This is a genomic window from Bacillus sp. GS3m_15504, from assembly GCF_055825275.1.
The window spans coordinates 1,933,143-1,946,512 of record NZ_JBVVNL010000001.1 but is presented as its reverse complement, the minus strand read 5'-3'; the positions used below and the strand labels follow the sequence as shown (position 1 = coordinate 1,946,512).

The following is a 13,370-nucleotide window of genomic DNA, read 5'->3' as shown; positions in this document are numbered from 1 at the left end:
TTTTCCCCTTTATTAATTAATCCCTTTAATTCTTTCAGACATAACCGAAAATATAAATCTTGGGAGTACAAGTTGTCTCTTAAATCTTTTCGGCTGTGAGAGTAATCTATATAACCATTCAGTTCCTGTATCCCTCATAATTTTCGGTGCTCTTTTTACAGTACCAGATATTATATCGATCATACCTCCGATACCTATAGATAGCGGAATGTTTAATGTTTGTAGGTTTTCATAGATGAATTTTTCTTGTTTTGGTGAGCCTAGTCCTACTAACAGTAAGTCCGGCTTGAATTGCTTAATTTTCATTTTTACTTCTTCTATTTCTTCGCCATTTACAAACCCATGCTGTCCTTTAAACTGTGCTCCTGGGAACTGCTCATTTAATTTTTCTAATGCCTTTTTATTACTTTCTGGAGCAGCTCCAAAAAGAAAGACCCGACATCCATTTTCATTACAATGTTTTATTAAATCGTGAGTGATATCTGCCCCAGTGACGCGTTCTTTCAGCGTTCCTTTTAATATTTTCGAACCAATTATGACGCCAATTCCATCCGCTGTTATTAAATCTGCAGAAAGTAATATCTTTTTAAATTGTTTTGATTTAGCCGTGTTTTCCTTTGCAGACATAACAATTTCAGGATTTGCAGTTACTACAAATCTTGGTTTTTCTTGTTTTTCATGTAGCCAACCTTTTAATAAACTTATAGCTTTTGCATATTCTAAAGTTGAAAAAGGTATTCCCTTTATAAGTTGGTGATCCACTATACTCTCCCCTTATATAAGCCTCAAATATGCATCAATATCTTTAGAAATTTGTTTAAAAGCTTTATCCCAGAATGCATAGCTTGTTATATCTATTTCAAAATGTTTTTTTATAAGCTCTTCCACTGGAGCCTTTCCAGTTTCTCTTAAAAATTCTTTATACTTCGAATGAAATGTACTTTTATTTTCTTTAGCTATTTCTAATAAACTAAAACTAACTAAATATCCAAATGTGTATGGATAATTATAAAAAGGAACATCTGCTATATAAAACTGGACATATTTCATCCAAACAAATGGCTGATATTCTGATAATGCATTCCCATATGCTTTTTCTTGCGCTACTATAGATATTTTCTCGATTTCATCAGCACTTATAGGACTTTCTTTACATTTTTCATAAAAGTTCTTCTCAAATTCGAACGATGCTCGAATTGCCATTACATAATTAAAACAGTTTCTTATTTTCCAGCTAAGCAATGACTTTTTTATATCTATACTATCTGTTGTTTGAATTAGATAATTTATAAGCAACGTTTCAAAGAAAATAGACGCTGATTCAGCTGTACTCATTGGCAAATAATCATCTAAAAAAGAAGAGGATTGCTCAAAACTCATATTATAAAAATGCCAAGCATGTCCTAGTTCGTGGGCAAGTATTCTTACACTATCGATACTTCCGTCATAACGCATAGAGATTCGAGATTCTTTTTCACTGAAAAAAGGAGCACAAAATCCACCTGGGGGTTTATTCTCTCTCGGTTCTGCATCTACCCAACCACTTTCTATCGCATTACGTGCAAATTCTGCTAATTCTTCATCTATATTTTTAAATGCACCGTATATGTTTTGTACTGCTACTGAAAAAGGAATAATAGCCTCATTATTTTCCTTTACTGTCATAATTTCATGCCATGTTATCGAGATTTTTCCTTTTTTATACACGTTTAAAGCACTTACTAATTTATCTAGGTTTTCTTCTGTCGCATTCCATATTTGTAATAATACAGTTTCTGAAATACCATTCGCATGAAGGGACCTTGCTAAAATCTCTCTATCTTCTAATTCATTGCCCTTTGTATTACGCAATCTTCCTATTTGATTTAATACAGTAGCAAAAATTTCTTTCTCCTTATGTAAAGCACATGTTAATGACTCGAATACTTTTACTCTTTCCTTTTCATTATCACTATTCATTGCAACATGATTTGCTTGTCCAAATGATAATTGCTTATTATTGTGTTCTATTTCTATCCTATCCCTTAATTGTATGTACATATTTTCCCACGCATGAAGTTCATCTTTTATTAGCCTAGTATTATCGGTAATTTCCACTTCACTTTGCTGTATGACTTGCTGCACTTCACTTTTTAGTTCCTTTACTTTCATAGTCAATCTAGTAATGTCAGATGAAACACTTTCTTCAGCTGATCGGCAGTACAAATAGTATTCTGCTTTTTCAATAGATTGTATAAGATTTGAAAGAATCCCTATATCTTTTGTTACAAAAAATTGTTCTTTCAACTCCAATATTGGAACTAAAATATCTGTATTCGAATACAATCGACCTAAATCCCATTTAGCAATTTCATGCATTTCTATAGCCGCCTCCCTTTTTTACAAATAGTTACAAATATTCCCCCTTCACAATTATATATGAAACGAAAAAATTTTAATATCTTTAAGTATTTAGATTTTTACAAGCGACATGAATTCAAAAAAATATGATTCTGCTCATGACAGAATCATATTTTTAACATCTTATATTTAGCATTTACATACTATCTTCATAAAAAACTAATTTATATATTTAGTAACTGCTTTTTCTTCGCATTAAATTCATCTTCTGTAATAACGCCCATATCTAGTAATTCCTTAAACTTTTTCAGCTCATCTGCTACAGAAATAGTAGCATTACCTTGAAGAAAAAAAGGATTGATCAAAAGATCAATCCTTTACTCTACTTCATTTAAGAAAAATAACGTTATAACGCCAGGTCCTGTATGTGCTCCGATTGCTGCACCAATTGTGTTTACGATAAAAACTTCACAGCCAAATCTTTCTGTAATTAATGCTTTTAATGCTTCAGCTGTTTCTAAGTCATCACCATGAGTCATACCAATTGTTTGACCTTTAAGCTCTTTTCCGCGTTCTTCCATAATATCAACAATACGACTCAATACTTTCTTTTTCCCTCGTACTTTTTCAAGTGGTACGAGTTTTCCTTCTTCCACGTTTAAGATCGGTTTAATGTTTAGTAAACCACCGATAAAACCTGCTACTTTACTTAAGCGTCCACCTCTCACAAGGTACTGTAAGTCAGCTACAGTGAAGATATGTTCCATATGGTTCATTAGAAAATCAACACGTTTTAAAATATCTTCTTTTGATGCGCCCTCTTTCGCCATTTTAGCAGCTTCTAAAACGACAAGCCCTTGACCAAGCGAAGCACATTTCGTATCAATAATTTCTAAATCTAAGTTAGCATATGTTTCTTTTACTTCCTCTTTAATGAGAACTGATGATTGATATGTACCAGACAGTTCAGATGAAAAAGCTAAATATATACAAGGATTACCTTCTTTTGCATAAGAAATAAATTTCTCTTGGAAAGTTTCAAGGGAAGGCAATGACGTTCTATAAACAGCGCCTTCTCTCATTTTTTGTAATAATGTAACTGACTCTAATGTTACTCCATCTAAATACTCTGTTTCTGCTTCATCATATACACGGAGTGGAATTAAATCAATATCATATGCTTGCAGCAATTCTACCGGTAAATCCGCCGCACTATCCGTAATGATTTTAACACCCATTTTTAAACCTCTATTCTGTTATAAATATAAAATAATAAAATAAAAATAGTACTTTTAAATTATATACGTAAAACTTAAATGAAGAAAGGAAAACACTTTATATTGTATGCACTATTCTTCAAAACTTGAACTAATAATAAAAATCATGCCAGTATGACCAATTTTCCTGATATTATATTCTATATAATGGGAAAATCACATTTTTTATAAAGGGGAAATATAAATGAGTATTCATATGGCTACATCTAATGATTTAGAATGGATTAATAATCAATATGACTCAATAGAATTTGTACGAAGTGATTTAAAAAGAGATAAAGTTGCAATCATTACATACAACAATGCGTATGCAGGTATTGGACGATTAGTCCAAATAGATGAAGATACTTTAGAAATGGGCGGGATTTATATTCTTCCTCAATTTAGAGGGCTACAATTAGCCGGGGAACTCGTTTCATTTTTAGTAGAAACTGCGAAGAATTTACAAGTATCAAATGTATATTGTCTTCCTTTTGAGGAATTAGAAAACTTTTATAAGAAATATGGCTATACTGAGGTCGATACTACGAAAGAAGTTGTTCATCCAATTATTCTAGAAAAATATAATTGGTGTTTGGGTCATTATGACAAGCATGTTTTATTATTTAAGTTGTAAATGTACATAAAGAGAGCATATATATTAATTATATACTTTCCACATTTATAATAACCCTACTTTATTTGGTCAACATCAGCTTCTACAAGATATACTATTACTACATACGCTGTCTTTTTCCTTAACCTTACTTTCGTATAAAAGATTAGTTTGTTTAAAATTACCTTAAATCGTATTCCAACAAACTAATCAGAACGCAAATTCCTATATAATACAATTAAGTATTTAAAAGGAGCGTTACTCATGCTAGATATATTAAGACTCGTTATTTTTATTATAGTTGCAATTGGCGCCATTTTTAACATATATATGGAATTTAAAAAGCCTCAAAAAAGTATATTCTCAATCGTTTTTTTATCAGTACTTCTCATTGGATCCTCAGGTTTAATCAAAGATATTTTATCTAAACTTATATAGTTATTTGATTAAAAATCACTGTTTTGTCAATAATGTAAGTAACATGATTGTATCTCTCCATTCCCCCTTGGAGAGGAGCAGCTAGCTTTTGCTAGCTGCTCTTTTATGTACAACGATTTCATCTATTATCCACAAAATATGTATGATACGCTTTATCAAAAACATATCCTAGTTTAGCGGATGTAGTATTCGCTGCATCCCAGTTTGGATGTATCCCTTTTTCTAAACAGTCCAAAATTAGCGCTGCACTAACTATAGTCACCAATCCTTTTCTTCTATAATTGTGATCAGTCGCAACTTCAATTTCAATGCCTTTATCATAAATACTATATGATAACAGTTATTAGACTCATGAATGATTTGCAATCTACAAAGATAACCTCATTGTCCTCTTGCACGCATGATATGATACGATACCTTTCATCTCATTAAATGCAATAAGATATTACAATTTCATGCTGACTCGCAATCCATTACACTCCATCCCTATACTATATGTTTTTATCTAATACATATAGTATAGGGATGAAATATGAGAAGAGCTTAGACAGTATACTTTTAACCTAGACATATAGTTACTTATTCATTACACAAATCATGAAATTACGTCTATAATGGGTAAAAACACTTAAATTTCCCTATAAATACATATAACAATTTCATCTTTCATGAAAAAAACGTTATAATGAGGTGTAGCCTCTACGATTACGTTATAAAGGAGATTAAAACAATGGCTAAAATTAAAGTATACCAAGCAAAAGAAGAAAATATGGAAGCAGTAAAAAACATTATTGATGTTGAGGAGCAAAATCCCACTGCTGAAAACTTACAAAGTCTATACGCATGTGTATTAGATACTGAAGATATGGCATTGCCTGAATCATACATTGAAGAAGATATCTTAATTGATTCTATTGAAGTTATGGTTAATGCTTCTCAAAGCAAAGTAAGAGACTTAGGTGCTTACGATGTAATCGAAGTTCAAAACAAAGGTAAGAAAACACAAATTTTATTATTAGCAGACGAAGAATACGAAATCATCGAAGGCTAATCTAAATCCGTACATACGAAAAAGCTCCCTTCCAATTGGAAAGGAGCTTTTTCATTACGCTTTTGATATTTCGCCTTTTTTATTCTTTTGTTGTTTCTTCATTACCATGCGCTCATTCCCCATAAAGAAAATAAATATGAATGCTAAACCAGCTGGTACCAATGCCCACATAAATGTTTGGACAATTGAGCTAGAAAGTGCGTCAATAATTTTATCTAATATTTGCGGCGGGATTTGAGATCTTGCCGATTCTGATAGAATAGCTCTTGAATCTCCTAAAGCGTTTGTATTCATTCCCCCGCTCATACCTTTAAATACTTCTTCTAATTGATCTTGGAAGCCAGTTCTTTGAATCATTCCGAAGATTGTAATACCAAGCGTCATTCCTAATGAACGAATGAAATTACTCGTTGAAGTCGCAGATCCACGCTGCTCCATACCAAAGTTGTGAATAGCTGCCATACTTAGTACAGAAAATGAGAATCCAACTCCAAATCCGATAATAATCATATACACTGTTAATAATGCGCGACTTGTTTCTGGCGTTAATGTGCTTAATAAAAATAGTCCAATTAGCATAATAACCGCAGAAATAATCATAATGTTTCGGTAGCTAAGCTTCGTCGTTAAAAATCCGCCTAACTGCGCTGTTACAACTGATCCTAACATCATCGGTAAAAGTAATAACCCTGAGTTTGTTGCACTACCTCCGTATACACCTTGAATGAATAACGGAATATATACAGTTGCCGACATAAACGCAGCACCGTAACATAAAGCAATAATGGTACTCATTCCGAATAAGCGCTGCTTAAACATCTCAAATGAAATGATCGGTTCTTCTACTTTACGTTCAATAAAAATAAATGAAATAATTAAAATAGCAAATCCAACAAATAAACTTAAAATAAAGGTAGAATCCCAATCATATTTTTGTCCACCAAGTTCAAGCGCAAACATTAAACAAATTACTGCACCAACTAAAGTAATTGCACCAAACCAATCAATTTTTTGCTTTCTATGAACTCTTGATTCTTTATAAAAGAACGTAATAAAAATAAGTGCTAAAACGCCAAGCGGTAAATTAATATAAAATACCCAGTGCCAGCTAATGTAATCTGTAATATATGCGCCAAGTAATGGCCCGAAAATACTTGATAAACCAAATACCGCTCCAAATAAACCACCCATTTTCCCGCGCTTTTCAGGAGGGAAAATATCAAAAACGATTGTAAACGCGATCGGCACTAATGCCCCGCCGCCAATACCTTGAATGGCACGATAAATACCTAACTGTGTAATATTTTCAGCAGTACCACAAAGTGCCGAACCAACCATAAAGACGATTAAACCAAAAATAAAGAATCTCTTTCTACCATACATATCTGATAGTTTACCGAAAATCGGCATACCTGCCATTTCTGCGACCATATAGGCCGAAACGACCCATACAAAGTTTTCAAGACCTCCTAAGTCACCAACAATCGTTCCCATCGCTGTTACGACAATGGTATTATCCATTGATGCCATTAAAATACCTAGCAATAAGCCCGCCACAACAAAGCCGAGCTTATTATTCTTCTCAACCATATCTCTTGCTCTCCCCCATACTACTTATATTTGTTTATGTTCTTTTACGACTGCATTACCTTTTTGCTTAAAACTAGTATGATATTCTACAACACTAATTTCACATCCCGGACCAATAGTAACATTGTTTCCTCTTACTATTTCAGCAACCGTACGTTCTAAATAGATATCATCTCCTTCAATAATTGAAGTTTGGAGGTTACCAGCATGACTAGTAAAAGGAATCAATCTCGCTTTTTTACGAACAGTAATTTTTTTACCACCAATTTCTCTTACCTTACTTCCTTCATAACGAAGTGAGATTTGAATATTTTCAGCATTAAGTAACCCATCACTTTCGAGACCGCCAGTTAATGATAAATCTTCTACTTCAATATCTCCCTTCACATTTAAAGCACCTTTTACATCGACAAAATCACCTAAAAACTTCCCCGCGATATCCATCATACCTCTAACTTTTGTTTTTTTAATATGTGCATCACCATGAATTTGTGCATTACCATATACCTTTACATATTCCGCATCTATATTCCCTTGTACTTCACTATCTCCATACACGACATAGTTTTTCACTTTCATATTACCGCGTACATCACTCGTACCATACGTTTTAAATTCATTACAGCTCATATCATTAGAAATCGTTCCTTCGCCGCGTATCTTCACTTTGTTATAATCTCCACCTGCTGAATTACCGGAACCATTTACTGTGAGACTATGTGGATGTTCCATATTACTTACTCCCTCCCATTAAACCTGCTTAATTTCCTTTACATTTGCACTTTTATCAACAGTAAGAACACCCGTATATTCAATGAGTTCAATTTCACAATTCGGTCCTACTGTAACATTGTTTCCTCTTACCGTTCTTATGTGAGCATAATCAATATCGATATTGTCACCTTCTAACAGTTCAGCTTCTAATTGTAAACCAAATACTGATTTAAACAGTCTACTAAAAGTGCCCAGCCTATGTCTTACTTTAATCGTTTGACCACCAATTTCTTTCGCTCGACATGTACCGTGAATATTTATATTTATTTCATCTGCACTTAATAATCCACCAACTTCAAACTGTCCATCAGAAGAAAAAGTATCCACTTCACAATTGCCATCAATCGTCGCTTGACCATTAATTTTAAATTCTTCACCTGTAACATTTCCGCCAATTGTACCTTTTCCTGCAATTTTCAAACTGTTTGCCTTCACATCTTTCGTAATAGTTCCTTTCCCATCAATTCGCATAGTTTTCGCATGAACTGTGCCATCAACTTTACCTGATCCGCTAATTCGTGCACTGCTACTTTTTAAATCGCCCGTAACAGCACCGTAACCGTTACATTCAAATTTTTCACATTCAACATTTCCATTGACAGTCCCTTTTCCATTTAATTGCACTTTATGAAACTCGCCACCATTCGATGAACCGTAACCATTTATAATTAAATTTTCTGTACGCATAATTTCTCCCCCACTACAATAGTTTCGTTTTTAATGCTTCGGTATATTTCGTAATTGCTTCACGTAAAACGATTTTTGTTCCCTTTTCAAAAATTAAATCATCCACATTTGAAACTAAGAAACATGTAGAAATCCCTAACTTACGAACGATAATTAAATCACAAGTTTTATGTTTAATTGCTTCATAATTTTCACGTAAAACTTGCATGACCATTTTTCCTTCTTCTAAACTAATCTCTCCCGATTGTAATAATTCTTCTAACATGTACACGTAAAGAATATCTACAAATTGAAACTCTGATGTTTTATTCGTTTGTTCTATGAAAAATTGTAAAACTGGTTCTGATGCAATCCCTTTACGTAAGATATCTTCTTTTGTTAAAAGAATTTCTCTTACACTCGGTGAAAACATATTCGCTAGTTCATCAAGTGATAAATCTTCTTTCATCGTTTGAATTTTATTAATACGTTCTAATATCTTTTCTTTCGGAAAAAATGTCTCTTGACCTGTGAATGTTGACTTTCGTACAAACCAATCTTCCGGTATTAAATTTTTTCTTTTCCACCTATATAACTGTCCGTATGAAATACCAGTTAGCTCTAATAAATCTTTTTTTGAAATTAAATCTGTACTCAACTGTATAACACTCCTTCCTAATAACAATGTAACATAACACTGTTACGTTGTAAATGAACTTTTATCACAAGTATCGTAACAATGTGTAAAACAAACCTGTTTTACATACAAAAAAAGGTTCTTATACCTCTTGTAAAGAATGCGTAAGAACCTTTTTTTATCAGGGTTTAAACCATATTTTATAAAAATCGATCCACCCTTGTGAATTAATCATTATATTTTGTACTTTTTCATGAGAAGTTACTTGTTGTTTGTTGCGATATAAAGGAATAACATGAATTTGACGTAACAATGTGTCCTCAATATCGCGTAACAGTGTAACTCTATTCTCTACTTGTTCTAGTTTGAAATAAGGAGATAACGTTGCATGAAAGTCCATGCTGCTTTGCCCATGAATAAAACTATTTTTTGTAAGAAACATGTATAGTAGACTATCTTCTATTTGTTCGCTAATCGTTGCACTATCATGCATCATATCAGCCTTTTGTATCGTATTTATTTCCAATAACTCTTCTATTTCAAGAAAATTATTTTCTACACGAATACCGTACTTCGCACACTCTTTTTGTATCCATTGCGCATCTTCTACATGATCTTGTCCTGTAAATGTGTAAAGTTGTAGCACTTCATTTTGATACATACTTTCTTTAATTAAACTTTCTATATCTTCCTCAATCTCTACTATACTGTCACTAGCTAATAGTATTTCCTTTGCCACTTCTCCACGTTCTCCACCGAGTTCTTGAACGATTGCTTGGCCATGAATGATTTTATATAACGCTTTTCGGAACATATAATCTTGCATTGGTCCTTCTTTTGCAAGATTGCATGTTATATATGTCACGTTCGACTCAAGCCGAGATAATTCTTTATTATGTTTTTCTTTATCTTTATACTGCGCCTTTACTAAAATATCGTATGTATTTACACTTTGTTCTACATTCAATAGTTCAATTCGGTCAAGAAAAGATCTTTCACGATAATATAAATCATGTGCTTCCAATACAAATAAATGTGCATTCTTTTCGCTTAATTTAAAGGGGCCTGTTCCAATGAGGTTTCCTGCTTCATCTTCCTTTACGATAGAACACTGTTCTGCACTTATCATATGTAAAAACATCCTATTTTCCGTACGTAACTGAATTTCAATAACATATTCATCTACTGCGCGGAAGCTTTCAATATGTTGTAACATCCACGCATGTGGGTTATTTTCAGCTTTCATAAATCGATTCAATGAATGTATAACATCATGTGCAGTAAGTTGTTTCCTATTATGAAAGTGAACTCCTTTTCGTAAATAAAACGTCCATATCTTTTCTGCATCATTATATTCCCATTGAAAAGCTAGCCTTGGTTCTATATAGTTTGATTCCTCATTTACATATACGAGTGTATCAAAAATATGTTTAACCATATGACATTCTGATCGCATTGTAGCGTAGACCGGATCTAATGCAATATCTAAATTCATTTGAACCTGCAAACGAAGTACATCTCTTCTCCCTTCGGATGTCCTTTCTATTTTATGACCAAATATTGAATCTATCCAAACTTCATACTCTTCCTTTACTGACGGAAATTGTGAGCTATAGCGTTTCACAAATGAAATTCCGCTTTTTACATCCCCTTTTTTCGTTAGTTCTTTTCCTCTGTCTAAAATTAATGTCATTGGTTGCTTTTTAAATATTAATTTAGAACGATTCCCTCTTCCGCGCCCTGGAAACCAAGCAATCCAATTTAATTCATCTAACTTTTTGATAATTAATTTACTATTACGTTCTGTACAAAATAATGTTTCTGCAATCATTTGTACTGTTACTTCAAATTGTTCGCCTTCTTGTCTCCCTTTACCATAGGCACACCATAGTTCAATATATTGATCTAAAATAAACATCATAATCCCCCTAAAAGGTGAAAAATAACCCCTTTTGTTTCTACCCTTTTTCCATTTCTTCTTTCATCTTATCATTTCAATATAGAAAGGAGGAAACAATATTGAATCATCTCTTATTACGTTACAATAAACCAATCATTATTAGACTGGGCGGTGAATTATTAACTCGAACAACAGAATCCATGTTAGCACTCATTATGATTATTTATGTTAATAAAATGTTAAACGGTAATATAATGATTACTATGCTTATTTTCGGGCTACAACCACTTTCAGACATCGTATTTACACTAATTGCTGGTGGAATTACTGATAAATATGGACGAAAGAAAATCATGTTACTAGGATTGTTACTACAAGGTGTTGCAATCGGTAGTTTCGTTTTCGCTCAATCCGTTTTTATATTTGCATTGTTATACGTCATAAATGGTATTGGCCGTTCCTTATATATTCCCGCTCAACGGGCACAAATTGCTGATTTAACAAAACATGGGCAGCAAGCAGAAGTTTTCTCTCTTCTGCAAACGATGGGAGCAATAGGTACCCTAATCGGCCCTTTAATTGGTACTATTTTTTATAAGACTCACCCTGAATATGTATTTATAGTGCAAAGCATTGCACTTATAGCATATGCAGTCGTTGTTTGGATACAGCTTCCAGAAACCGCTCCGGCAATGACAACACCAACGCAAAAGCTTGAAGTATCATCTCCAAAACAATTTGTACAAAAACATTACGCCGTATTTGGACTAATGATCACTACACTTCCTATTAGCTTTTTTTATGCACAAACTGAAACAAATTATCTTATTTTCGTGAAACATACACTTCCGGATTTCGATCGCATACTCGTTTTTATTACAACATGCAAAGCTCTTATGGAAATCACTCTACAAGTTTTCCTTGTGAAATGGTCTGAACGATTTTCTATGGCGAAAATTATTCTTATTTCTTACATCTGCTATACAATAGCTGCTATTGGCTATGGGCTTTCAGCAACAATCGCCTCATTATTTTTTACATTACTTTTTTTAGTCATTGGTGGAAGTATGGCTTTAAACCATTTACTTCGATTTGTTTCAGAAATCGCTCCTTCAGATAAACGTGGATTGTATTTTTCAATTTACGGCTTACACTGGGATGTATCTCGAACGTGCGGTCCTGTTATCGGTGCGGTTTTATTAAGTAAACTAAACGGTAGTATGCTATTTTATATTTGTGCTTGTTTCTTAACAATTGGAGGCATTATCCAAGCTCTTTTTGTTCGAAATTTAGAGCGTAAGAAAAGAAGAGAAGTTATTCAAAAAGATGTTTTAGAGCATCCCCATCATATTTTATAAAAGGAAGTTTCTTATTTACACCCCAAAAAAGGATGTCACATAGTCATCGATTTCGACTTTTGTGACATCCTTTTTTTATTATCCTACCCTGCCATTTTGTTTATACTATCCTCTGGCGAAAATACCGAAATATGATTTACCTTTCCAGTCGATTTTGGAATGATGAATTTTAACTCAAACTGCTTGTTTACTTTATATACATATATTTTATCCTCACCATTTCCTTTAACTGAGTTTGTTTTTCCTAATGCCTTTTCAATTTCTTGTAATGTCATTGATTTTAGTTCTGCATGATAGGAGCGTACATCAAAAACTTGTGATCCTTTATTAAAACCGAAGGAAACATTTTTATTTGTAAAAGTTGCGTACATTCCGTTTCCTGCTTGTTCTGTTTTATCTGCTTTTCCCCACGCTTTTTCTATTTCTTCAATATCTCCTGTATGAGCTGCGAACGGAACATTAGGTACTTTTCCTTCTTTCGCTAGTTCAAACAAGTTTTTAACGTGGTTAATTGATTTTTGGTTTATAACTGTATCCTTCGAATTTGAATCGGTATTTGATTTAACCTCAGGCTCTTTCTTTCCTTCAGAAGAAGTATTCTGTTCGTTTTTACTATTTTCCGAAGTTGGGTTTGTTTCCTTTTTTTCATCTGTTCCTTTACATGCCGCTAAGGCAAATATGCATGTAAAAGTAAGACATAATAAAGCTATCTTTACATACACTTTCATACATTTCAGCTCCCTA

13 protein-coding genes and 1 pseudogene are annotated in these 13,370 nt (G+C 33.1%); 3 read left to right on the top strand and 11 right to left on the bottom strand.

Annotated features, from left to right (window positions below; translation table 11 throughout):
• Nucleotides 1–12: 12 nt before the first annotated feature.
• The 4 genes from AC0L0O_RS10175 to AC0L0O_RS10160 form a co-directional block, all read right to left on the bottom strand.
• Complete coding sequence (locus AC0L0O_RS10175) at nucleotides 13–762, bottom strand: WecB/TagA/CpsF family glycosyltransferase (protein WP_000350017.1); 750 nt, start codon at nucleotides 760–762, stop codon at nucleotides 13–15.
• Between the two features lie 12 nt (nucleotides 763–774).
• A complete protein-coding gene (locus tag AC0L0O_RS10170; RefSeq protein WP_000544316.1) occupies nucleotides 775–2,358 on the bottom strand; it encodes a M3 family metallopeptidase in 1,584 nt (527 codons plus the stop codon).
• Nucleotides 2,359–2,564: 206 nt separating this feature from the next.
• Entirely contained in the window at nucleotides 2,565–2,705 is a 141-nt protein-coding gene (locus AC0L0O_RS10165) for an SHOCT domain-containing protein (RefSeq protein WP_000609635.1), read from the bottom strand.
• Between the two features lie 12 nt (nucleotides 2,706–2,717).
• Complete coding sequence (locus AC0L0O_RS10160; protein WP_000538267.1) at nucleotides 2,718–3,578, bottom strand: DegV family protein; 861 nt, start codon at nucleotides 3,576–3,578, stop codon at nucleotides 2,718–2,720.
• 223 nt (nucleotides 3,579–3,801) lie between these two features.
• On the opposite strand from AC0L0O_RS10160, the gene AC0L0O_RS10155 reads away from it, so the two are divergent.
• On the top strand, nucleotides 3,802–4,233 hold the full coding sequence (locus AC0L0O_RS10155) for a GNAT family N-acetyltransferase (RefSeq protein WP_000022180.1): 432 nt from the start codon (nucleotides 3,802–3,804) through the stop codon (nucleotides 4,231–4,233).
• A gap of 535 nt (nucleotides 4,234–4,768) precedes the next feature.
• Here AC0L0O_RS10155 and AC0L0O_RS10150 read toward each other — a convergent pair.
• Nucleotides 4,769–4,984, bottom strand: a pseudogene (locus tag AC0L0O_RS10150) (GNAT family N-acetyltransferase); the annotation flags it as partial.
• Nucleotides 4,985–5,380: 396 nt separating this feature from the next.
• Between AC0L0O_RS10150 and AC0L0O_RS10145 the strand changes: the two are divergent.
• Nucleotides 5,381–5,701, top strand: coding sequence for a hypothetical protein (locus AC0L0O_RS10145; RefSeq protein WP_001062737.1), 321 nt, complete (start codon nucleotides 5,381–5,383; stop codon nucleotides 5,699–5,701).
• Between the two features lie 54 nt (nucleotides 5,702–5,755).
• Here AC0L0O_RS10145 and AC0L0O_RS10140 read toward each other — a convergent pair whose 3' ends face one another.
• The 5 genes from AC0L0O_RS10140 to AC0L0O_RS10120 form a co-directional block, all read right to left on the bottom strand.
• Nucleotides 5,756–7,291, bottom strand: coding sequence for an MDR family MFS transporter (locus tag AC0L0O_RS10140; RefSeq protein ID WP_000229641.1), 1,536 nt, complete (start codon nucleotides 7,289–7,291; stop codon nucleotides 5,756–5,758).
• A 24-nt stretch (nucleotides 7,292–7,315) separates the two neighbouring features.
• A complete protein-coding gene (locus AC0L0O_RS10135) occupies nucleotides 7,316–8,023 on the bottom strand; it encodes a polymer-forming cytoskeletal protein (RefSeq protein WP_000400890.1) in 708 nt (235 codons plus the stop codon).
• Between the two features lie 18 nt (nucleotides 8,024–8,041).
• On the bottom strand, nucleotides 8,042–8,752 hold the full coding sequence (locus tag AC0L0O_RS10130; RefSeq protein WP_001258584.1) for a bactofilin family protein: 711 nt from the start codon (nucleotides 8,750–8,752) through the stop codon (nucleotides 8,042–8,044).
• A 13-nt stretch (nucleotides 8,753–8,765) separates the two neighbouring features.
• Nucleotides 8,766–9,389 (bottom strand): YhbD family protein, encoded by a 624-nt coding sequence (locus AC0L0O_RS10125; protein WP_000102269.1) that lies wholly within the window; start codon nucleotides 9,387–9,389, stop codon nucleotides 8,766–8,768.
• A 160-nt stretch (nucleotides 9,390–9,549) separates the two neighbouring features.
• A complete protein-coding gene (locus AC0L0O_RS10120) occupies nucleotides 9,550–11,286 on the bottom strand; it encodes an ABC transporter substrate-binding protein (RefSeq protein WP_098638511.1) in 1,737 nt (578 codons plus the stop codon).
• Between the two features lie 101 nt (nucleotides 11,287–11,387).
• On the opposite strand from AC0L0O_RS10120, the gene AC0L0O_RS10115 reads away from it, so the two are divergent.
• Entirely contained in the window at nucleotides 11,388–12,626 is a 1,239-nt protein-coding gene (locus AC0L0O_RS10115) for an MDR family MFS transporter (RefSeq protein ID WP_134188664.1), read from the top strand.
• Nucleotides 12,627–12,709: 83 nt separating this feature from the next.
• Here the strand turns inward: AC0L0O_RS10115 and AC0L0O_RS10110 are convergent, their stop codons facing one another.
• A complete protein-coding gene (locus tag AC0L0O_RS10110; RefSeq protein WP_134188663.1) occupies nucleotides 12,710–13,354 on the bottom strand; it encodes a YjgB family protein in 645 nt (214 codons plus the stop codon).
• Nucleotides 13,355–13,370 lie beyond the last annotated feature (16 nt).